The following is a 21,320-nucleotide window of genomic DNA, read 5'->3' on the forward strand; positions in this document are numbered from 1 at the left end:
TCAGCCCTCGTAGAGCTCCCGCCGGGCCACGGACCGCTGGAAGGTGAGGTACCCCTCGCGCGTCATGGGCGGCTTGGCGGTCTGGAGGACCTCGCGGGCGCCGGTCGCGCCGTCCGCCAGCATGTCGATGACCATCGCAGCGAGCGCCTTGGCCGGCGTGACGTAGGCCAGCGACTTGTCGACGATCTCGTAGTCGGGGCCGTGCCCGGTGCCGCGCGCGCCGCCGATATAAGGATGGAGCACGGGCATCACCTGGGAGAGATCGCCCATGTCCGTGGAGCCCGTGCGGTGGCCGATCTGCTTGTAGTGCTCCTCGCCGACCAGCGTGACGGCGTTCTGTTTAAAGTATTGCGCCATGGTGGCATCGCACTGCATCGGCAGGTAGCCCGGCAGCGTCTCGATCTCCACCTTGGCGCCGAGGGCCAGCGCCCCCGCGCGCAGCGCGCGATCGACCCTGCGCTCGGCCTCGAGGATCGCCTCCACCGTCCGGCCGCGGACGTAGGTTTCGATTCGCACCTCGCCCGGGATGACGTTCACCTGCGAGCCGCCGTGGGTGATGATCGGGTGGACGCGGATCGTGTCCTCGTCCCGGAAGGTCTCGCGGATCGCGTTGATGGCCGTGAGCCCGATCTGCGCCGCGTAGAGCGCGTTGATCCCCAGGTGGGGGGCGCCTCCGGCGTGGGCGGCCCGGCCGATGTAGCGGACCGTCTTGACGACGCAGCCGTTGTTCGACTGCGGCACGCCGGCCTTGCCGTCCTCGGGACGCGCAGTGGCGTGGATCATCATCGCGAGGTCGACGTCGTCGAAGTGGCCGAGCCGGAGCAGCTCGGGCTTGCCTCCGAGAAATTCCAGCTTCCCCTGCCGCGCCTGTCTCACGCGCCATTCCACGTCCCCGTACTCCTCGGCAGGCACGGCGAACAAGACGACCCGGCCGGCGAGGTGCTCCATGGCCTGGGCGTCGCTGAGCCCCATCGCGCAGCCCAGCAGACCGGCCACCTGGGCGTTGTGGCCGCAGGCATGGGCGGCGCCCGTTTCGGGATCCGCTCCGGGATGGCCCGCCACGACCAGGGCGTCCAGCTCGGCCAGGAGCGCGAACGTGGGGCCTGCTCCCGCCTTGCCCACGAGGTCGGCGCGAACGCCCGTCAGCGCCAGACCGGCCCTGGGCTTGAGCCCGAGCCGGCTCAACGTGTCCTCCACGAGCCGGGCCGTCTTGACTTCCTTGAAGCCGAGCTCGGGGTGGCGCCGGATCTGCTCGCCGAGCCCGATGATCTCTTCGCCGTGTCGATCGATCGCCTGCCACACCCGACGCTTCAGGTCGTCCTTCGTCATGGCTCGCGCCTCTCGATGAACCGGTCAGGGAGGAAGTCGTTGAGTGAGAGCGAGGGGCGCCCCGTGAGGATCCACTCGGTCATCACCTTCGCCGTGATGGGGGCCAGGAGGATGCCGTTACGGAAGTGCGCCGTCGCGATCCAGAGCCCCTCGAGACCGGGCCAGGGGCCCAGGATGGGGAGATTGTCCGGGGCCCAGGGCCGGAACCCGTACCACGTCCGGTTGATCGCCAGCCCGGCGAGCGCCGGCACCAGCTCGATGGCCGCGTTGAGGAGTCCCGCGATCCCCATGGCCGTCACCGCCCGATGAAAACCCACGCGCTCGACGGTGGCCCCGACCAGCAGCTCGCCCGACGGCCGCGGGACGAGATAGACCTCGTCGCCGTGGACGCAGTGCGTGAGCACCGGCGGGACGTGGGCGAGCGCGATCATCTGTCCGCGCCGGGGCTCCACCGGGAGGCGCCCGCCGAACGAGGCCACCAGCGGCGCCGTCCAGGCGCCGGCGGCGAGGACGATCACGTCGCCGTCGAACCGCTCTCCATCGGCGACGACCGCCCGGGCGTGACCGTCCTCGACGACGAGCCGGGAGACGCCGCAGCCGGCGATCAGGGCGACGCCGGCGGCCACGGCGGCCTGGGCGTAGGCGACGACGAGCCGCTGGTTGTTCACCCAGTGGTCGCCGCGCACGAACATCGCGCCGCTCACCTTGGCCGACAGCGCCGGCTCCCGGGCGTGCACCTCGCCGCTGTCCCAGGCCTCGATGCCGAACTCGCGACCGAGCGCCTCCTGCGCGCGGCTCTGGGTCTCGCGCACGTCGTGCACGGTAGCGAGGGGATAGATCGTTCCGCGGGTGACGTACTCGACGTCGATGCCCGTGCGCTCCCTGAGCTCGTGGACCACGGCGGGATAGAGCCGCCAGCTTGTCACCGCGAGCTCGCGAAAGCCGGTCGCCGAGGACTCGCCGAGCGGCGCCAGCAGTCCGGCGGCGGCGCCCGAGGCCTCCGCGCCCGGGGTGGCCCGCTCCAGGAGCACCACCGCGCACCCGGCCTTGGCCAGCTCCCAGGCCGTGGCACAGCCGATCACGCCGCCACCGACGACGACGACTTTCACTTCACTCGGAGGGGGGCTTCGCCCCCCTTCCGATTCCTCCCCCCAGGAGTTGCGCGGGCAAAGCCCGCGCTCGAACAGCGGCACGCCGACACGTGGGGCGCCATCCGTGGCATCAGATGGCGGCCAGGGCGTCGAGGAAGCGCCGGGTCGCGTCGGCCGGCGAGGAGGCGGCCAGGATGGCCGAGATGGCGGCGACGCCGGTCGCTCCCGATCGCCGGACGTCACGCACCCGCTCGGGAGTGATCCCGCCGATCGCGATCAGGGGGATGTCGAGCGCGCTGGCCACGCGCTCGAGGGCGCCGAGCCCCTGGGGCGGGCCGTAGTGGCGCTTGGAGGGCGTGTCGTAGATCGGCCCGAAGACGACCCAGTCGGCGCCCGCCTCCGCGGCGGCGATCGCCTCCTCGCGCGAGTGCACCGAGGCGCCGATGCCGAGCCGCTTGTCGGCGATCGCCCGGATGTCGGCGACGGGCAGCGAGGTCGACGTCCGCTGGACGCCGTCGGCACCGACGGCCAGCGCCACGTCCAGGCGGTCGTTGACGATCAGGAGGGCGCCGCGGGCGGAAGTCAGGGCGCGGAGGGCGCGGCCCAGACCCGCCAGGGCCTCGGCACCCAGGTCCTTCTCGCGGAGCTGGACCGCGGGAAGCCCGGCGGCCAGGCAGTCACGAACGACGGCGATGAGATCCCGCCCGCCGGTCTGAGCGCGGTCCGTGACGAGGCAGAGTCTCAGCTGGTCCAATCGGGCACGCCTTCGAGCGGCGAGGACGCCGAGGCGTAGAGCTTCTTGCCGATCCGGCCCGCCTTGTACGCCAGGCGGCCCGCCTCGACCGCCAGGCGCATGGCCCGGGCCATGGCCACCGGGTCGCGGGCGCCGGCGATCGCGGTGTTCATGAGGACACCGTCGCACCCGATCTCCATCGCCACCGCGGCGTCGGAGGCGGTCCCCACACCGGCGTCCACGATCACGGGAATCGACACCGTCTCCAAGATGATCTTGAGGTTGTACGGGTTGCGGATGCCCAGCCCCGAGCCGATCGGCGCCGCCAGCGGCATGACCACCGCCGCCCCCGCGTCCTCGAGCTTCTTGGCCGTGACGGGATCGTCGCTGGTGTACGGCATCACCACGAAGCCCTCGCGGGCGAGCGTCTTGGTGGCCTCCAGCAGCCCCTGCACGTCGGGGAAGAGCGTGCGCGAGTCGCCGATGACCTCGAGCTTGACCAGCTCGCCCAGTCCGGCCTCGCGCGCCAGGTAGGCGGTGCGCACCGCCTCGTCGGCCGTGTAGCAGCCGGCGGTGTTCGGGAGCAGCGTGAACCGCTTGGCGTCGATGTGGTCCAGGATCGACTCGCCGGTGCCGGGCAGGCTCACCCGCCGGATGGCCACCGTCACGATCTCGGCGCCGGACTCCTCGTGGGCCTGCCGCATGACGTCGAGCGACGAGTACTTCCCCGTCCCGACGATCAGGCGCGACGTGAACTCCTTGCCTCCGATGACCAGTGGCGTGTCGTACATGCTGCTACCCTCCCCCCATCGGGCGCACGATCTCCACCCGATCGCCTTGCTTTAGGATGGTCTCGGGGTACCGGCTCTTCGGCATCACCTCGCGGTTCACCGCCACCGCCGTGTACTCGCGCTTGACCCCGAGCTGCGACAGCAGCGCCTCGACGCTGACGCCGTCGGTGACGTCCATCGGCTTGCCGTTCACCGTGATCTTCATATGCCGTGCCTGCCCAAAAACCAAACGGCCGCTCCCAGGCTGGGCGCGGCCGTCTCCGTCGGCCGTGTTCCCTTCGCTGGTATTACCCAGAATCAGGTTCGAGGGGTCCCGGGCCGCACCCGGTTCTCAGGAATCCTCCCCCCACGGCGACGGTCGAAGTATACCACTGCGTTCGCTGTGTGGCGACGAGGGCTCGATTGCAACATCCCGATGGGTACGCCGGGGTCGGCGCCAGCATTGTCTCCCCTCTCCTCGTCGGGGAAACCCGCGACCGCCTGACGTGTTTACCGGCAATCAGTTCGCGCGCGACACGCACCCGGATACGGATAAGGCTCGAGACGGGTAATCCCGGCGGAGGCTCGCTCGCATCCGTCGATCTCGGGCGGCTAGACCGTCACCGTGATGCCGGCGGCGAGGTCGTCGGTTCGATCTCGCGCTTCGCCAACCACTCGCTTGCCGCTCCCCGCAGCCGCTCGTCCCGAAACGCAAACCAGCGCTCGCGCTCGGCCGGATGCCCGGCCAAGACGTTCTTGAACCGCCGAAAAGCGCTGCGGCCGTCGAGGGTGACCTCCAGCCGGTCGCGCAGCTGGGGGTCAGCAACCGACGAAGCGAACTCCGCCATCCAACCGTACTCCACCGAGGATCCGAGCGGCTCGACGTGGATAAGGTGTCCCGCTGCCAACCCCGCGGCGATCTCCTCCTCCGAGGACCAGTCATCGTCCTCACCCAAGTGGTCGACCGGGACCATCTGCACCTCGCCGCTGCGCGCGTCGAGGTAGCAGGTCCACTCGGCGGCGTTCGCGGTCAGCGCCATCTCCAGGTCGTCCCAGTCCACCGGCACCGTCCTCCGAGCCACAGATACCGCCCGCTCCGCTTCGCCCCGACCGAGCTGCGCCACAATTCTCTCACGCCCGTCTTCACTGAAGTCGGCGCCGTATAGCCGCAAGAACAGCAGCTCGCGCACCCTGGCCGGCGACGCGGATCGCTCCTGCTCCAGCACGGATGCGACCACGAGCGCTCGCGCGGTGGCGAACATCGAACAGCCCATTTTCAGCCGTTCGGCGCCGGAGCGCTGCAGGAGCATCTCCCGGTATCTTTGTTGCATCGCCGGAGATGTGTCGTTCACCCGGCGACCTCGCGGTAGAGCGAGTCGAGCCCCAGTCGAGTCACCCACCGTGACAGGTATTCCCAGTCGAGGCCCCGCTCCGCGGCTAGGAGATTTCGCACGTCGGCGAGCTGGACTTCGGAACGGGTGTCCTTGGCCCAGTCGAGTTTAGAGATAATCAAGTCCTCCGGAGCCACGACGAAGATCGTGATGTCTTCGATCGTCACGCGACGTCTCCGCCGGAACTCCTCGCGCCGGTAGTCGCTGTCTTTGCGCACAATGAAATCCACCTTGACCACCAGGGCAGTGTGGATGACGTTGAACGTCGTCCGCTCGGCGATCGCCCGAACCACGGCCTCCGGCTCGACATAGAAATCGCCGCGGAAAAGCTCGCTCAGCCGCTCCGCGTCGGCGCCTAACGCCTGGATCACGATGTCGATGTCCCGCGTCATGCGTGGCACCGCGTAATAGTTGGCCGCGATCGACCCGGTGACCATGTATGGGATTCCTGCCGACCCGAGCCGCCTGGTGACGATCTTGAGGACCTCCAGCTCCTCGGTCACAACCCGCCCTCCAGCCTCGCACCGATCTGTGTCAGGGAAGGTCACAGCACGCGACTGCCTCACCCGGCCGGTCCAGCCCCAGCTCCTCCCACATCCAGCCGAAGTCGTAGGCGACCTGGCCTTCGCGGCGCTGGCGCTCCGAGAGGCGCTCGGCGTCCGTGTAGGCGCCGACCGAGCCCGCTGTTTCGACCGACTCCGCTCACCAAGTTCCCTCCCGGTCAGTATCGCGAGGAACTGGAGTAGCTACCATTGGCGCACGAGCTGGTTGCCACGCGGCATCGCGTGGCGCCATTCTCCGTGGGCAGGTTCGCCTCGTCAACGATGAAACCGGGCGCCTCTCCAAGTTGCACTGTGGCTACCTGAGTGCTTAGCATGGCGTCGTGCGCATCAGCCGGGAATTCCGCTTCGACGCGGCGCATCGCATCCTGGGCCACGCCGGCCGCTGCGCCTGGCTCCTCGGGCATGGCTACCGGCTCGGCGTGACCGTGGAGGCGACCCGCCTCAGCGCGCGGGACATGGTCATGGACTTCGCCGACCTCAGTGCGGTGGTACGGGCGGCCGGGCTGGACCGTTGGGACCACTCCACGCTGCTGCGCCGTGACGACCCCCTCGTCGCCTCCCTCACCACCGTCCAGGCGGCCGCGCCCGAACGCCTCGTGCCGTTCACCGAGAACCCGACGGCGGAGGTGCTCGCGCGCGAGGCCTTCGAGGCGATCGACAAGCGGCTGCCGGAGGGCGTCCGGCTCGCCGGCGTCACCGTGCACGAGACGCCCACGTGCAGCAGCGAGCACTGCCGTGAGGACCACCGCTGACGTCACCCTCCGCGTGAGCGAGGTCTTCGCCTCCCTGCAGGGCGAGGGGCCCTCGGCGGGCGTGCCGTCGGTGTTCGTGCGCCTGCAGGGCTGCGGGGTGGGCTGCGTGTGGTGCGACACGAAGTACTCGTGGGATTCCCGGCGCGGGCGCGCCGTCACGCTGGATGTGCTCCTCGCCGAGGTCAAGGCGGCCGGCCCCCAGAACGTCGTCGTGACCGGCGGGGAGCCGCTGGAGAGTCCAGCCTTCGCACCGCTAATCGACGGTCTCAAGGGGCTGGGCCTGCGCGTCGAGGTGGAAACCGCGGGGACCGAGGTGCCACCCGCGGTCGACGTCGATCAGTGGAACGTGTCGCTCAAGCTCGCCCACTCCGGAGTGCCCGAGCCGCGACGTCTGAGACCCGAGGCAATCGCGAGGTTTCGGGACTTGGGTGCCTGGTTCAAGTTCGTCGTGGGCGAAGAGCGCGACGTCGATGAGGTGCGCTCGCTCCAGGCCCGATATGGGCTGCCGTCCGAGCGCATCGTGCTGATGCCGCTGGGGATGCGGCGCGAGGAGCAGGTCGCCATGATGCCCGTCGTCGTCGAGTGGTGCCGGCGCCACGGCTTCCGGTTCTCCCCGCGCTTGCACATCCTGATCTGGGGCCCCAAGCGCGGTGTCTAGCGCGGAGCGCCGGGCGGTTGTCTTGCTGAGTGGTGGCCTCGATTCGACGACGGCGATGGCCGTCGCTCGCGCGGAGGGCTTCGCCTGCTACGCCCTCACCATCGACTACGGCCAGCGCCATCGCCTCGAGCTGGAGGCCGCCCGGCGAGTCGCGGCCGCCCTGGGCGCCCGCGATCACGCGACGCTGGCGATCGATCTCCGGAGCTTCGGAGGCTCCGCGCTGACGGCGGATCTGCCGCTCCCCACCCGGCGCGATCCGCGCGAGATGACCGACATTCCGGTGACGTACGTCCCCGCTCGGAACACGGTCTTCCTCTCGCTTGCGCTCGCGTGGGCAGAGACGCTGGGCGCGGAGAACATCGTCATCGGGGTAAATTTTTTGGATTACTCCGGCTATCCCGATTGCCGGCCCGAGTTCATCGGGGCGTTCGAGCGGATGGCGAACCTCGCCACCAAGGCCGGCGCCGAGGGCCGGAGCCACTTCCGCATCCACACGCCGCTCATCCACTTGAGCAAGGCGGACATCGTGCGCCGCGCCGTCGAGCTCGGCGTCGATCTCGCGCTGACCTGGAGCTGCTACGACCCGTGTCAGGCACGCCCGTGCGGCGTCTGTGACGCGTGCGTCCTCCGGCGCAAAGGCTTCGCGGAGGTGGGGATCCCCGACCCCCTCGGCTAGGCGCGCATCGGACTCACCACCGCTCGAGCGCGGGCTTCGCCCGCGCAATCTCTTCCCGGGGGAGGCCTCGGACGGGGCCGTCGAGGCCCCCTCCGACGGTGGCTAGGCGCGCTCGAGCTGGCGCGTCAGCGTCGCGGGGTCGGTGGCGGGAAGATCACAGGCGTAGTCGCGGCAGACGAAGGCGGTAGGCCTGCCATCGACGGCGGTTCTGCCCTCCAGCAGCGGGATCCCCGCGGCCGCCTTGACGTCGCCGTCGGTCATGGCGACGACTATGCGGTTGGGCAGATAGCGGCCGAAGACTTCGGCCAGCAGCGGCGCCAGGCCGTCGCCGGGTGGGGCGATCAGCGCGACCTCGACGACGGGGCCCAGGCCGAAGTCGTGGGCGCAGAGGAAGCGCCCGAAGCCGGCCGGATGGCGCGACATCAGGTCGGCCATCGGCCGGAGCGCGGCCAGGGCCTTCGAGCCGTACCGCGCCTGGCCGGTGAAGACCCGCAGGCGCAGCAGGGTCTCGACGGCGACGGAGCTGCCGCAGGGGACGGCGTTGTCGAAGAGGTTGCGCGGGCGGACGACCAGCCGCTCGTGGTCGCGGCCGGTATCGTAGAACCCTTCCAGGCGATCGTCCCAGAACAGCTCCAGCATGTCGTCGGCGAGGCCCCGCGCCTCCTCCAGCCAGCGGCGCTCGAAGGTCGCCTCGTACACGTCGAGGAGCGCCGCCGCCACCATCGCGTAGTCCTCGAGGTAGCCCTTGAGCTTGGCCTGCCCACCCTTCCAGGAGCGCAGGAGTCGGCCGTCGGCGCGCATGGCGGTCAGGACGAAGTCGGCGTTGCGGGCCGCGGCGGCGATGTACTGGGGGCGACCGAGCGCGCGGCCGGCCTCGGCGAAGGCCCGGCAGGCGAGTCCGTTCCAGGAGGCCAGGACCTTGTCGTCGCGACCCGGATGCACGCGGCGCTCCCGCGCCTCGAAGAGCTGGCGGCGCGCCGCGCCGATGCGCTCCGGCTCGGGCTCGCCCGGCACCCAGAGGATGTTCCGGCCCTCGAAGTTCGGGCCCCGGTCGACGCCCCAGTAGCGGAGCGCGGCGTCCGCCTCCGGGCCGAGGACCGTCCTCATCTCGTCGGCGGTCCACACGAAGAACTTCCCCTCCTCGCCCTCGGAGTCCGCGTCCTGGGCCGAGTAGAAGCCGCCGCCGGGATCCGTCATCTCCCGGAGGATGTAGTCGAGCGTCTCCTCGCAGATCCGCCGATACTCGGGGTCGCCGAACGCAAGCCAGCCGTGCAGGTAGAGCGAAGCGAGCTGGCCGTTGTCGTAGAGCATCTTCTCGAAGTGCGGCACCAGCCACTGCGCGTCCACCGCGTAGCGGTGAAAGCCGCCACCGAGCTGATCGTAGATCCCGCCGCGCGCCATCCGCGTCAGCGTCGTCCGCGCCATGGTCCGGGCCGAGGGGTTGCCGGTGCGCTTGCCGAAGCGCAGCACGAACTCCCAGATCATCGGCTGGGGGAACTTGGGCGCGCCGCCGAGTCCGCCCAGCGCTTCGTCGAACTGGGCCGAGATCCCCTGGAACGCGGCGTACAGGATCTCGTCGGTGAGGAGCGGGGTGGCCCCGCGCAGCTGCTCGGCCCGACCGAGCTCGCTCACGACCCGCTGGGCCGACTGGAGCACCTCCGCCCGGCGCGTCCGCCACGCCTCCGCGATCCCCTGGAGTAGTTGGGGGAACGACGGCAGCCCGTGGCGCGGCGCCGGCGGGAAGTAGGTCCCGCCGTAGAAGGGGACGCCCTCGGGCGTGAGGAAGACGGTCATGGGCCAGCCGCCGTGCCCGGTCATGGACTGCACGGCCTGCATGTAGATCTGATCGACGTCGGGGCGCTCCTCGCGGTCGACCTTGACGCAGACGAAGTTTTCGTTCATCTGCCGGGCGATCTCGGGGTCCTCGAACGACTCGCGCTCCATCACGTGACACCAGTGACAGGCCGAGTAGCCGACGGAGAGCAGGACCGGCTTGTCCTCGCCCCGCGCCCGGGCGAAGGCCTCCTCGCCCCAGGGATACCAGTCGACGGGGTTGTGCGCGTGCTGGAGAAGATATGGGCTCGTTTCGCCGGCCAGGCGGTTGGCCACACTGACCTCCAGGTTACCGCGTGAAGGGGAGCGCCGAGACCGTGGCCGGCGTCGTTCGATCGGCCGACCGGACGGCGACCGGGGTGCCCGGCTCGGCGTGCTGCCGCCGCAGGAAGCCGAGCGCGATAGGACGCTTGAGCCCGAAGGACCAGGTGGCGCTCGTCACCCGTCCGATCTCACTCTCGCCGGCGAGGACGGCGGCGCCGGGCGACGGCACCGTCTCGCCGTCGAGGAGGAGGCCGCGCAGGTGGCGATTGACGTGACCCCGATCGCGGATGCGGACGACGACCTCCTGGCCGATATAGCAGCCCTTCGTGTAGGACACGAGGTTCGCCGAGGGAATTTCCGGGAGCAGCACCGACGGGTCCACGTCGTGGCCGTAGAGCGGCGTGCCGGCCTCGAGGCGCAGCGACTCGCGGGCGACGAGCCCGACCGGCCGCGGCCCCGCGCCGACGAGCGCCTGCCATACGCGCGCCCCCTCGCCCGCCGACACCACGACCCAGACCTCCGGCTCGCCGGTCTCAGCGCCGCCGCGGACCAGGCGGACATCGATCCCCTCGAGCCTCGCCGTCACGTGCGACCACGCCTCAGGGGGGACGGAGGCGCCGGTCAGGCGCCGAGCCACGGCCGGAGCGTCGGGACCGGCCAGCATCAGCAGCGACAGCTCCCCCGTCGCATCTCGGAAGGAGGCCTTCTCGGAGAAGAGGTACTTGTCCAGGTCCTGCATCGCCTTGTCCGCCGCCGCCGGCGGGGTGACCAGGAGGATCCGGTCGTCCAGGAGCCAGACGAAGAGCACGACCTGCACCTTGCCGTGCACGTCCAGGAAGGTCGCCGCGCATCCGCGCCCGGCGCTCAGCGACTTGATGTCGTTGCTGAGCATCGCGTGCAGGAACGCGGCGCGGTCGCGCCCCCTGACCTCCAGGACGCCGGCGGCGCTGCGGTCGATGAGCCCTACCCTCTGGCGGACCGCCGCGTACTCGGCCGCGGCGTCGCCGTAGTGCAGCGGCAGCTCGGCACCGCCGGGCGCGGCGAACGTGGCCCCGGCAGAAGCGTGGAGATCGTGAAGCGGAAGGCGGCTCACCACACGCGTATTGTACTCTTCCGGGCGATTTCACCGCTCGCGTCGCGGCGCTCGGGCCTGCGGCAGCTCGGCCGCCGCTCCGCTCGCACTGCGCCCGTGCTAGACTGCGCGCCGTGCTGACGCCGGACGACCGCACGCGACGCAGCTTCCAGCGGCGTCTGCTCGCGTGGTACGCGAAGCACGGCCGCGATCTTCCCTGGCGCCGCACGCGTGACCCGTACCGGGTGCTCGTCTCCGAGATCATGCTGCAGCAGACGCAGGTGGAGCGGGTGATCCCGAAGTACCACCAGTTCCTCCAGCGCTACCCCACGATCGACAGCCTCGCCGCCGCGCGGGTCGGCGAGGTGCGCCGGCTCTGGTATCCGCTCGGCTACAACATCCGCCCGGTCCGCCTGCACTGGATCGCGCGCGAGACGGTGGCCCGCTACGGCGGGCGTCTGCCCGACAGCGCGGAGCGCCTGCGCGCGCTGCCCGGCATCGGCCCTTACACGGCGGGGGCGATCCTGGCCTTCGCCCACGGGCGGGACGCGGCGGTGCTCGACACCAACGTTCGCCGCGTGTTCACGCGCGTCTTCCTGGGACCGCGCCGCGCGGGCCGGGTGCGGGGGCAAAGGGCCTTCTGGGATCTCGCCGCCGCGCTCGTCCCGCCCGGCCGCGCCTACGACTTCAACCAGGCGCTGATGGACTTCGGGGCCACCTGGTGCACCCCGCGCAGGCCCCGATGCCCGCGCTGTCCCATGAAGAGCATCTGCGCCAGCTATCCCTTCGACGGCCCGACCCATGGCCGCGCCTGAGCACCAGGACGCGATCGTCGAGGTCGCGGCGGCCCTCATTCGGGACGAGACGGGACGTTACCTCATCACCCGTCGCGTCGCGGGCTCCCATCTGGCGGGGCTCTGGGAGTTCCCCGGCGGCAAGCGCGAGCCGGGCGAGACGCTGGAGGCGTGCCTCAGGCGGGAGCTCGTCGAGGAGCTGGGGGCCGACTTCACGGTCGGTGAGAAGGTCGAAACCGTAAGGTGGCGATATCCAGATAAAACCGTCGTCCTCCACTTCTACCGCTGCCGGCTGTGCGGAGGGCAGATCGAGCCGCGGGAGCAGCAGGTATGCGCCTGGGTCGAGCCGGCTCACCTGGCCGAATACGACTTCCCTCCGGCGGACCGCGCGCTCGTCGAGCGGCTGCGCGCGTAGTACCGGCGCGCCTTGGCGCGGTTGCCGCACACGGCCATGTCGCACCAACGCCGCGTGCGGTTGCGGCTGCGGTCGACGAAGAGCCGCGTGCAGCCGGGTGCCGCGCACTCCCGCACCGCGACCAGATCGCCCGAGGTCAGGAGCTCGCCCGCCGAGCGGGCCACCGGCCACAGCGGGCGGTCGAGCGCATCGCGATCCCCCGCCCAGTCCCAGGCAAATGCCCCGCCGCGAGCGCCGAGGCGCGAGAGCGCCAGCGCGCCGGCGACGGCGGCGTTGACCGTCGCCAGATCGGCGGCGCGCGCAGGCCGCCGGTCGGCGACGGCGGAGAGCAGCCGGTAGATCGCTTCCCGCAGCGCCCGGCCGCGCCGGAGGGCGGCGGTGGCCGCCGCCGCCCGGCGCCGGGCCGCCCCGAGAAGCCTGCGCGCCTCGGCGTCGGTGAGCGCGCCGCCCCGGCGGGCCCAGGCGACGAGATCCGCGTAGCGGCTCAGCTGGTCGCGCGGGGTGGGGCCCCGGCGGACGGTGTTGGCGAAGTCCAGGCAGAGGGCCATCGGCGGCTATCTAACCACCGAGCGGCGATTCGAGGGTTAAAAATTCGACTAACCCCCTATCCTATAAAAGTAGGTTAGGAGGGTCCGGCGGCCTCCTCGGAGGTCAGGACCCGCAGGAGGTCCAGCCCCAGGAGGCCCAGCGCCCCTGCCACGAGCGCCAGCCCCAGCGCGAAGGCCGCTCGCCCGAGTCCCACCGACCACTCCACGAGGCCCATCCGGGTCAGCAGATAGTTCCAATCGTGGATGACCCCGGGGCCGCCGTGCAGCGGGAGGCTCATGGCCCGGCCGTCCGCGACGTAGATCGCCACCTGCGTCACGCTCTCCCCCGCCCAGAAGAGTGCCGCGGCCGCGGCGGCGGGCTGCCGGTGTCGCCAGAAATGGATCGCGCAGGCGATCGGGATGGCCACCTGGGTCAGGGATCCGCCGAGCGCGTGGATGAACTGGCCCAGGAACAGGAAGAGGATGTGGCCGCCCTCGTGGAAGACGAAGTTCGCGCCGTCCAGGATGGCCAGGAGAAAGCCCGGGGCCGCGGAGGTGATCCCGCGCGCGGCGACCTGCCAGCCGAGGACGAGCATGATGACGAGCCCCAGCCCCCGGGCGGACACGGCCGTCCAGGGGCGCACGGGAGGGACGGTCACACCGGGCGGGGTGGCAGCCCGGCGCTGAGCGCCCGCTGGACCATCCGGACGAGCGACACGATGTCGAAGACGGGCCGGGCGGTCTCCCGCTGGATGTCGGCGGCGTAGGGAGGCATGTTGGTGCACTCGAGGACGATGGCGCCGACCTCGGGATGCTCGGCGACGAGGCGTCGCGCGACCCGGACGTGCTCCTCCCGCGCGGCGTCCACGTCCAGCTCCAGCTCGTCGTCGAGGAGCACGCGGGTAAACTCCTTCCCCGTCTCCAGGCCCGCCACCACGCTCGGAATGTCGCGGGTGATCCCGGCACCGTCGAGGTGCTCCGGCGTGAGGGTGGCGGCGTTGACGGTCAGGATGCCCACGCTCCGGCCGGGCGCCAGCATCCGGCGCACCAGCGGAACCAGCAGAAGGCTCGACGTGAACACGGGCACCGAGACGGCGGCGGCCATCTCCCGCTGGAACTTCACGAGAAACCCGCAGTTGGTCGTGACCGCGCCGACGCCCTCGCGCTCGAGCTGCCGGGCCCCCTCGATGAACGCCGGCAGGAGCCCCTCGGCACCGCGACGGACGACGCGATCGGGGCCGGCGCCGGCGACGCGATGGTAGCGCACCGGGAAGTCGAAGGTGGCGGCGTGGCCCATGTCACCGACGATGCGGGGAAAGCGCGTGTCGAGCATGAGGATGCCGACGGCGAAGCCGTACTGGTTGAAGCCGCCGCGGACCCGCCCGGCCGCCATGCGCCCCCTACTCTACCGCACCGCCGAGCGAGGCGGGGGCGCGGCTACCGGTCCAGCTCGAGCAGGTACTCCTTGATCCGTTTGGCGTCGGGCGCTTCCGGTTTGAGCGCGAGGTACTTCTCGAACGCCGCCTTGGCGCGCTCCTTGTCCTTCTGCTGGTAGTAGAGGAAGCCGAGCTGCCGGTGGGGATCCGGCAAGCTCGGATCCAGCTCTGCCGAACGCTCGTAGCGCTCCAGCGCCTTCTGCGCCTCGGCCGCCTTGTCGGCCAGGCTCCTGGTCCGCTGGGCCTGCAGGCGGTGGAGGTCGCCGTAGTAGAGCTGGGCGACCGGGTCGCGCGGCGTGATGGCCAGCACGCGGTCGAGCTGGCGCTGGGCGAGCGCGAAACGCCCCAGCCGGATGTCCTCGTAGGCGTTTTCGCGGACGACCGTGCGCATGCGCAGGTCGAAATCCTCGGTGTTCTTGATACGGTCGGGCTCGGCGGCCGCCGGGGCGTACGTCGTCTCCAGGAGCCTTCCGGTGGTGTCGATGCGCTCCTGGAGCCTCGGGTGGCTGCCGAAGAAGAAGGTCTCGACCGGCCCGCGGTCCTTGCTTTCGCTCTGGAGCAGCTTGAAGACCTTGGGCGCCTCCTTCAGGTCGTAACCGGCGCGGACGAGGGCGTTCATGCCTCCGTGGTCGGCCTCCCGCTCCAGGTCGCGCCCGTAACCATTGATCGCCGCGATGGTCGCCAGGGCCAGGCCGAGCCCCAGCACCGCGTTGGCCGTCTGGCTCAGCACGGCGGCGCCGACGTGGTCGCCGGCGCGCGCCTGCGATCCGGCGGCGACGGCGACGCCGATGCTGGCGGCAATGGCGCCGACCGTATAGAGGATCTGCTTGGTCTGAGCGTCGCGGGTGAACCGGAGCGCGTGACGGTCGGTGACATGGGTCATCTCGTGACCGAGAACCGTCGCCAGCTGGGCCTCGTTCTCCAGGCGGCTCAGCAGGCCGGTGTGGACGTACACGCGTCCGTTGGGCATGGCGAAGGCGTTGAGCGTGGGATCGCGGATGACGCCGAACTTGAAACCCGGCCCGCCGGCCGCCCGCACCTCGTCGGAGAGCAGCCGGTCTCCGATCTTGCCCAGGTACTCCTCGAGGAGTGGGTCGTCGTAGGGCTTGGCCCGCTTGAGGAGCGCCTCCTCCTCCTTCTCCGCCTTGGCCCAGAGGCTCCGCTCGTCGGGCTCCGGCTTGAACGGCCGCCCGCCGGCGCCGATGGGTGGCACGTTGCGCGAGGCGCACGCCGAGGCCAGGAGGGAGAGGATGATGACCCCGGCCAGGACGCGGCGGCCCATGTCAGTTGAGGGTGGCCAGCCGCTGGCGCACGCGCCGGAGCTGCTGGCGGACGCTGTCGGCGTCGCCGGCCTGGGGGCACGTGTTCAGATAGCGCTCCCAGTCCGCCACGCCGCGGTGGAAGTGCCCCAGCTTCACCAGCACGGTGCCGCGGTCGCGGAGGTGCGTGACGGACTCCTCGTCCAGGACGAGCAGGTGGTCGAAGACCGCCAGCGCCTTGTCCCACTCCTCGCGGCGCGAGTAGATGCCGCGCAGGTTCATCAGCGTGCGGGTGAGGATCTGGCGCTTGGTGACCGGCGCGAAGTGCTTCTCGGTCAGCCGCACCCGGCGGCCCAGGGCGCGGGTCACCAGATCGGCGGCGCGCTCATGGGTGAGCACCGCCCCCCCGTCGAAGGGATCCAGCAGCACAGGGTCGGCGTCGACGTCCGCCCGGACGACGAAGTGCCCGGGCAGCCCGACCCCGACGATGGGCAGCCCGACCCGGCGCCCCACCTCGATCACCACCACGGACAGCGTGATGGGAATGCCGAGCCGGCGGTCGAGGACGTCGTTGAGACAGCTGTTGCGCGGGTCGTAATAGTCCGCCGCGTTGCCGGAGAAGCCCTCCTCCTCGAAGAGAAACTCCCGAAGCCGGTGGAGCGCCTTCAGGGGATCGTGGATGCGGGCGGCGCCGGAGGCGGCCGCCAGCTCGTCGAGACGCGTGAGGGAATGGCTGGGGGAGAGATCGGAATGCTCGATGCGGGCGATCAGCAGCGCGCCCAGCGCCAAGTCGACGTCGCGCTCGGGCGCCCTGACGAGATTCCTGAACGCTCCGAGCTCCGCGTCCATCAGCAGCCCGGGGCGTGGTGGATACCGGCGGTGGCCAGCGCGGCGCGCTGCAGCTCCTCCGCCAGCTCGAGCGTCCGCTTGGCCGCGCGCGCGGCGGCGGCCTGGGCCTCGGGGGTCGTCGCGAACCGCAGCAGGAGCTTGCGTCCCAGCTCGTGATGGTAGCGCTCGTCCGGCTCGATGACGTCCCGATAGAGCGCCGCGGTGTCCCGGTCGCCGGCATGCTCGCAGAACTCGATGAACTGCCGGTTCTTGACGACGGCGATCGCCTCGCGCGTGAATTGTCCCGCGGCCACGCGCTCGACGGTGGCCGGGAGCGTGTCGAGGTAGTGGAAGAGCGGGCCGTAGCCCTTGGCCAGCGGGTTGAACGCCACCGGATCGAAGCCCAGCCCCCGCAGCCGCTCGGCGATCAGCCGGTAGTGCTTGGCCTCGTCGCCCACCTGCCGCGCCAGCGCGAGCTTGACGTCGACGTCATCGGTGGTGACGAGCCAGCGGGCGGCGATCTCGGTCGCCTCGATCTCGTTCTTGAGGGCCACCTTCAGGAGGTTGAGCACGTTGAGGTCGCCTTCGACTTCCGGCTTCAGGGTGTCGGCGGGGGCGAGGCGGCTCAGGAGGGCGTGGTTCTGCGCGTCGAGCTGCTTGACGAACTCCTCGGCGGTCATGAGGTCACCCCCTCGCGGAGCAGGGACGGCAACTCCGCGGTGAGCGTCTCCTTGGTCACGACCCGCTTGCAGCGCGCGTGCCAGGGCTGGGTCTGCCGGGCGAGCGCGTGAGTGGTGAACCCGAGCACCGGCAGGCGCTTGGCCTCGGCCGCCCGGAAGATCCGGTCATAGTCGAGGCCCGCGGTCAGGTCGAGCAGGACGAACCGCGGCGCGCCTCCCACCGCCTCCTCGACCTCCTGGGGGCTCCGCGCGAAGGCCACCGGGACGCCGGCGAGCCGCGCCGTCTCCCGGATGCGCGCGACGAAGAACAGGTCCTTCACGACGGCCAGGACGTGGCCTCCGGGGCCAGAGCCGCGCGGACGCGCGACCGCCTGGGGGGCATGGGGGGCATGGGGGGCCGTTTCTGGGCCCGCCCTGTGGGGGGTATGGGGGGCCATTTCTGGGCCCCCCACGTCACTAATCGGCCTGCTCCCGGATGCCAAGCCAGTGCTTCTGCCACTCCGCGATGTGGCTGAGCGTGGAGAGGTTGCGCATGCGGTCGAGGTAGACGATGCCGTCGAGATGGTCGGCCTCGTGCTGGATCACCCGCGCGAAGAAATCCTTCGCCGTCAGCTCGACGCCCGCGCCCTCGCGATCGAGACACTGGAGCCGCACGGCCGTGTATCTGGGGACCACGCCCCGCATGTCGGGCACGCTCAGGCACCCCTCCCACCCCTCTTCCATGTCCTCGGTGAGCGGCGTTACCACGGGGTTGATGACCACCATCAGGGGGATGAGCGGAGCGTCGGGGTAGCGCGGGTTGGCCTGCACCTCGATCACGGCGATCTGCTGGAGCGCATGCACCTGGTTGGCGGCGAGCCCCGCGCCGTCGTATTCGCGCATGGTCTCGATCATGTCGTCGATGAACCGCTGGACCTCCGGGGATCGGACCGTCTCCACAGGTACCGGCTGGGCCTTCTGGCGGAGGACGGGATGACCGAGCCGCGCGACCTTCAGAATCGCCATGACGGACGGAATTGTAGCACGCCGGATTCACTCAGGCTCGCCTCGGGCGGGCGGGATTCTCTGGACTCGCTCGTCGCGGGCGCAGGGGCCCCAGCCCCTGGCCGCCCTCCAGCTCGCCCAGCGGCCCGCCGGCGCCCTGCGGCTCGCATGACTTTACTCCGGCTCGCCTCGCCCGCGCTCCGCCTCCGGCTCCGCGGCCGGGCTGCGGCTCGCACGACTTTACTCCGGCTCGCCTCGGGCGGGCGGGGCCCAGCCCGCCGGCGCCCTGCGGCTCGCACTACTTCTGCTCGATGCGTCCCACCTTGCGTACGCCCTCAGCCAGACGGCGGGCGTCGGCCTCGAAGAAGCTCCTGAACTCCTCTCCCTGCTTGAAGGCGATCGGCGTTTCGAGCTTGTCCATCGCCGCCTTGAAGTCGGGATCGTTCACGGCGGCGCGGAGCGCGTCGCGCAGCTTCTGGAGCGCGGGCTCGGGCGTGCCCTTGGGCGCGAAGAGTCCCGCCCAGATGTAGAACTCCGCCTCGGCGTAGCCCAGCTCCTTGAACGTCGGCACCTCCGGCAGGGCCGCCACGCGCCTGTCGCCCCAGCCCGCCAGCGGCCGGAGCTTGCCCGCCTTGATGTGGGGCAGGATGACGGCGGGGCCGGAGGCGAGCGCATCGACGTGGCCGCCGAGGATGGCGGTCAGCGCGGGGCCGGCCCCGGCGTAGGGCACGTGACGGAGCTTGATCCCGGCGGCGTGCTGGAGGAGCTCTATCGCCATGTGGAGTGTGCCGTACACGCCCGACGAGCTGAAGGAGATCTGCCCCGGGCGCCTCCGGGCGTCCTCGATGAACTCCCGGGCCGTCTTCCAGGGGCTCTCGGCGCGGACCACGAGGATGGTCGGGTCCGCCGAGATGAGGGCCAGCGGCTCGAACTGATCCACGGTGAAGGCGGGCTGCCGGCCGAAGAGCTTGTCGGCCTCGGGGATGATCGAGATCGACGAGAGCGCCAGCAGCAGCGTGTAACCGTCGGGCCGGGAGGTCGCCACGTACTGCATGCCCACCGCGCCCGCGGCGCCGGTCTTGTTGACGACAGCGACCGGGTTCTTGAGCGCTTTCTCCAGGGCCGCCGCCACCGGACGCGCGGTCAGGTCGGCCACGCCGCCCGGCGGAAACGGGGCCACGATCGTGACGGGACGCGAGGGGTAGGTCTCCTGGGCGCCGGTCGGAGCCGACGCGCACAACACAAGGAGCAGCGCCAGAGCGATACGGACGCGGGTCATAGCTCTTCTCCTTTTTCGGCCAGCGCCAGCCTCGCGCGCCAGTCCAGGCCGCGCGAGACGAGGGGCTTGAGGCTCAGCAGGACGAGCGCAGCGCCGACCGCCAGCAGCGCGGCGGAGATCGGACGCGCGACCAGGATCGCGTAGTGCCCATCGGACATCGCCAGCGACTGTCGGAGCGCCATTTCGATCATCGGGGCCAGGATCAGGCCCAGCACGATCGGGGCCGTCTCGAAGTCGAGCTTGCGCAGCAGGTAGCCGAGCACCCCCGTCGCCAGCATGATCCAGACGTCTACCACGCTGTTGTTCACCGCGTAGACCCCGAGGATGCAGAAGGTCAGGATGCCCGGATACAGCAGTGGATACGGGACTCGCAGGAGGTTCACGAAGAGCCCCACCATTGGCAGGTTCAGGATCAGCAGCACGACGTTGCCCACGTACATCGAGGCGATGAACCCCCAGAAGAGCTCGGGCTGCTGCTTGAACAGCAGCGGGCCCGGCGACACGCCGTGCACCATCATCGCGGCCAGCATCACCGCGGGGATCGGGCCCGAGGGGACGCCCAGCGCCAGCATGGGCACGAAGGCCCCCGACGTGGCCGAGTTGTTGGCCGACTCCGGCCCGGCCACACCGGCCACGGCGCCCTTGCCGAACTCCTCGGGCCGCTTGGCGAGCCGCCGCTCCAGGGCGTAGGAGACGAAGCTGGAGATGATGTGGGCCGAGCCCGGGATGATGCCGATCAGAAAGCCGAGCACGGTGCCGCGGGCGATCGGCATGGCCGACTCCCGCCACTCGCGACGCGACGGGAGGAGCTCGCGCAGCCTGGGCTTGATGACATCGGGGGGTTTTCCCTTTCCCGCGGTGGCAAGGATCTCGCTGAGCCCGAAGAGCCCGACAGCCACGGGCACCACGCCGATGCCGTCTCCCAGCTCCACGAGCCCGTAGGCGAAGCGAAAGTAGCCCGTCATCTGGTCGATGCCGATCATACCGAGCAGCAGGCCCAGCGCCGCCATCGTGAGGGCCTTGAGCATGGAGCCGCCGCTCATGTAGGCGAGGACGAGCAGCCCCAGCAGGAGCAGCGCAAAGTATTCCGGCGGCCCGAAGCGCAGGGCAAAGGAGGCCAGCGGCGGGGCCAGGAACATCAGCGCCACCACGCTGGCCGTCCCGGCGACGTAGGAGCCCACCGCGGCGATGGCCAGCGCGGCCCCCGCCCGCCCCTTACGCGCCATCGCGTAGCCGTCGATGCACGTCATCACCGACGCCGCCTCGCCGGGAATGCGCATGAGGATCGAGGTCGTGGAGCCCCCGTACATGGCGCCGTAGTAGATGCCGGCCAGCATGACGATGGCCTTGGTAGCGTCGAGGCCGAAGGTCGCGGGCAGGAGCAGGCTGATGCCAGCCAGCGGTCCCACGCCGGGCAGGACGCCCACCACGGTCCCGATGAAGCAGCCGACGAACGCATAGAGGAGCACGCCGGGCGAGAGAGCGACCGAGAAGCCGAGGTAGAGGTTCTGCAGGGTCTCGAGCATCAGGCGGCGGCGCTCACAGACCGAAGGGCCCGCGGGGAAGCTGCACTCGCAGCAGCGTGTCGAAGAGGAAGAAGGTCCCGGCCGCCAGCGCCAGGCTGAACACCACGGTCAGCAGCAGCCCCTTCCGCTCGACGACGCCGACGAGGAAGGCGAGCGTGACCGCCACCGTCGGGCGGTAACCGAGCCGCTCGAGCGCCAGCGCGGCGAACGCGCAGACGCCCAGGATGGCGACGGCGTGTCGCCACTCCGACCAGCCCACCGCGCCCAGGCGCGCGGCGCCGCCACCCCCGACGCAGAGGCAGATGCCCGAGGATACTAGAATCAGCGCGAGCAGCACGGGCATGTAGGCGGGGCCCGGATTGCGGAGCGTCCCCAGCGGGAGCTTGCGACTCTCCACGAGCACGGCCAGCGCGAACAGGACGAGGGCGCTGCCCGCGACGCGATCGGTCGTCAGCATGAC

Annotated in this window: 25 protein-coding genes and 1 riboswitch; of the genes, 5 read left to right on the top strand and 20 right to left on the bottom strand. The window is 70.8% G+C overall.

Features of this window, described 5'->3' with window-relative positions; all coding sequences use genetic code 11:
• From VGV13_10645 to VGV13_10675, 7 genes are all read right to left on the bottom strand, one after another.
• Nucleotides 1-1,329: an amidohydrolase gene (locus VGV13_10645; GenBank protein ID HEV8641542.1), complete on the bottom strand. Its 1,329-nt coding sequence runs from the start codon at nt 1,327-1,329 to the stop codon at nt 1-3.
• Nucleotides 1,326-2,438: a glycine oxidase ThiO gene (gene thiO / locus VGV13_10650; protein HEV8641543.1), complete on the bottom strand. Its 1,113-nt coding sequence runs from the start codon at nt 2,436-2,438 to the stop codon at nt 1,326-1,328. The genes VGV13_10645 and thiO overlap by 4 nt, the downstream gene beginning before the upstream one ends.
• A 112-nt stretch (nt 2,439-2,550) precedes the next feature.
• On the bottom strand, nt 2,551-3,174 hold the full coding sequence (thiE, locus tag VGV13_10655; GenBank protein ID HEV8641544.1) for a thiamine phosphate synthase: 624 nt from the start codon (nt 3,172-3,174) through the stop codon (nt 2,551-2,553).
• Nucleotides 3,162-3,944, bottom strand: a complete 783-nt coding sequence (locus tag VGV13_10660) for a thiazole synthase (GenBank protein HEV8641545.1) — start codon at nt 3,942-3,944, stop codon at nt 3,162-3,164. Before VGV13_10660 ends, thiE begins: the two co-directional genes overlap by 13 nt.
• Before the next feature lie 4 nt (nt 3,945-3,948).
• Entirely contained in the window at nt 3,949-4,149 is a 201-nt protein-coding gene (gene thiS, locus VGV13_10665; protein HEV8641546.1) for a sulfur carrier protein ThiS, read from the bottom strand.
• A 50-nt stretch (nt 4,150-4,199) separates the two neighbouring features.
• Nucleotides 4,200-4,301: riboswitch (TPP riboswitch) on the bottom strand.
• A 242-nt stretch (nt 4,302-4,543) separates the two neighbouring features.
• Entirely contained in the window at nt 4,544-5,233 is a 690-nt protein-coding gene (locus VGV13_10670) for a UPF0158 family protein (protein HEV8641547.1), read from the bottom strand.
• Between the two features lie 38 nt (nt 5,234-5,271).
• Nucleotides 5,272-5,817, bottom strand: a complete 546-nt coding sequence (locus tag VGV13_10675) for a hypothetical protein (GenBank protein HEV8641548.1) — start codon at nt 5,815-5,817, stop codon at nt 5,272-5,274.
• Nucleotides 5,818-6,197: 380 nt separating this feature from the next.
• On the opposite strand from VGV13_10675, the gene VGV13_10680 reads away from it, so the two are divergent.
• The 3 genes from VGV13_10680 to queC are packed head-to-tail and all read left to right on the top strand — an operon-like array spanning nt 6,198 to nt 7,963.
• Nucleotides 6,198-6,629 (top strand): 6-carboxytetrahydropterin synthase, encoded by a 432-nt coding sequence (locus VGV13_10680; GenBank protein ID HEV8641549.1) that lies wholly within the window; start codon nt 6,198-6,200, stop codon nt 6,627-6,629.
• The gene (locus tag VGV13_10685; GenBank protein ID HEV8641550.1) at nt 6,613-7,287 is read left to right on the top strand and encodes a 7-carboxy-7-deazaguanine synthase QueE; all 675 of its coding nucleotides are present in this window, start codon (nt 6,613-6,615) and stop codon (nt 7,285-7,287) included. Before VGV13_10680 ends, VGV13_10685 begins: the two co-directional genes overlap by 17 nt.
• Entirely contained in the window at nt 7,280-7,963 is a 684-nt protein-coding gene (queC, locus tag VGV13_10690; protein ID HEV8641551.1) for a 7-cyano-7-deazaguanine synthase QueC, read from the top strand. Before VGV13_10685 ends, queC begins: the two co-directional genes overlap by 8 nt.
• Nucleotides 7,964-8,065: 102 nt before the next feature.
• Here queC and VGV13_10695 read toward each other — a convergent pair whose 3' ends face one another.
• Entirely contained in the window at nt 8,066-10,072 is a 2,007-nt protein-coding gene (locus tag VGV13_10695; GenBank protein HEV8641552.1) for a thioredoxin domain-containing protein, read from the bottom strand.
• A gap of 13 nt (nt 10,073-10,085) precedes the next feature.
• On the bottom strand, nt 10,086-11,153 hold the full coding sequence (locus VGV13_10700; GenBank protein ID HEV8641553.1) for an aminomethyltransferase family protein: 1,068 nt from the start codon (nt 11,151-11,153) through the stop codon (nt 10,086-10,088).
• Between the two features lie 113 nt (nt 11,154-11,266).
• On the opposite strand from VGV13_10700, the gene VGV13_10705 reads away from it, so the two are divergent.
• A complete protein-coding gene (locus VGV13_10705) occupies nt 11,267-11,947 on the top strand; it encodes an A/G-specific adenine glycosylase (protein ID HEV8641554.1) in 681 nt (226 codons plus the stop codon).
• Nucleotides 11,934-12,341 carry an 8-oxo-dGTP diphosphatase MutT gene (mutT, locus tag VGV13_10710; protein HEV8641555.1) on the top strand — a complete coding sequence of 136 codons (408 nt, stop codon included), beginning with the start codon at nt 11,934-11,936 and terminating at the stop codon, nt 12,339-12,341. Before VGV13_10705 ends, mutT begins: the two co-directional genes overlap by 14 nt.
• On the opposite strand, the gene VGV13_10715 is transcribed toward mutT, so the two are convergent.
• The 11 genes from VGV13_10715 to VGV13_10765 all read right to left on the bottom strand — a co-directional run.
• Entirely contained in the window at nt 12,278-12,889 is a 612-nt protein-coding gene (locus tag VGV13_10715) for an ABATE domain-containing protein (protein HEV8641556.1), read from the bottom strand. The two genes, mutT and VGV13_10715, sit on opposite strands and share 64 nt — an antisense overlap.
• A 74-nt stretch (nt 12,890-12,963) precedes the next feature.
• Nucleotides 12,964-13,527, bottom strand: a complete 564-nt coding sequence (locus tag VGV13_10720; protein HEV8641557.1) for a hypothetical protein — start codon at nt 13,525-13,527, stop codon at nt 12,964-12,966.
• Nucleotides 13,524-14,261, bottom strand: coding sequence for an aspartate/glutamate racemase family protein (locus tag VGV13_10725; GenBank protein HEV8641558.1), 738 nt, complete (start codon nt 14,259-14,261; stop codon nt 13,524-13,526). Before VGV13_10725 ends, VGV13_10720 begins: the two co-directional genes overlap by 4 nt.
• 44 nt (nt 14,262-14,305) lie before the next feature.
• Nucleotides 14,306-15,586, bottom strand: coding sequence for a tetratricopeptide repeat protein (locus tag VGV13_10730; protein HEV8641559.1), 1,281 nt, complete (start codon nt 15,584-15,586; stop codon nt 14,306-14,308).
• Between the two features lies 1 nt (nt 15,587).
• Nucleotides 15,588-16,412 (bottom strand): tetratricopeptide repeat protein, encoded by an 825-nt coding sequence (locus VGV13_10735; GenBank protein HEV8641560.1) that lies wholly within the window; start codon nt 16,410-16,412, stop codon nt 15,588-15,590.
• Nucleotides 16,412-17,071: a ferritin-like domain-containing protein gene (locus VGV13_10740; protein ID HEV8641561.1), complete on the bottom strand. Its 660-nt coding sequence runs from the start codon at nt 17,069-17,071 to the stop codon at nt 16,412-16,414. Before VGV13_10740 ends, VGV13_10735 begins: the two co-directional genes overlap by 1 nt.
• On the bottom strand, nt 17,068-17,391 hold the full coding sequence (locus tag VGV13_10745) for a hypothetical protein (GenBank protein ID HEV8641562.1): 324 nt from the start codon (nt 17,389-17,391) through the stop codon (nt 17,068-17,070). The genes VGV13_10740 and VGV13_10745 overlap by 4 nt, the downstream gene beginning before the upstream one ends.
• A gap of 136 nt (nt 17,392-17,527) precedes the next feature.
• A complete protein-coding gene (def, locus tag VGV13_10750) occupies nt 17,528-18,076 on the bottom strand; it encodes a peptide deformylase (protein HEV8641563.1) in 549 nt (182 codons plus the stop codon).
• 277 nt (nt 18,077-18,353) lie between these two features.
• Nucleotides 18,354-19,334, bottom strand: a complete 981-nt coding sequence (locus VGV13_10755) for a tripartite tricarboxylate transporter substrate binding protein (protein HEV8641564.1) — start codon at nt 19,332-19,334, stop codon at nt 18,354-18,356.
• Nucleotides 19,331-20,860 (bottom strand): tripartite tricarboxylate transporter permease, encoded by a 1,530-nt coding sequence (locus VGV13_10760; protein HEV8641565.1) that lies wholly within the window; start codon nt 20,858-20,860, stop codon nt 19,331-19,333. The genes VGV13_10755 and VGV13_10760 overlap by 4 nt, the downstream gene beginning before the upstream one ends.
• A gap of 13 nt (nt 20,861-20,873) precedes the next feature.
• The coding region (locus VGV13_10765; GenBank protein HEV8641566.1) for a tripartite tricarboxylate transporter TctB family protein at nt 20,874-21,320 on the bottom strand (447 nt) is incomplete at its 5' end.

It is taken from the genome of Candidatus Methylomirabilota bacterium (genome assembly GCA_036001065.1).
Taxonomy (GTDB): Bacteria; Methylomirabilota; Methylomirabilia; order Rokubacteriales; family CSP1-6; genus MNEF01.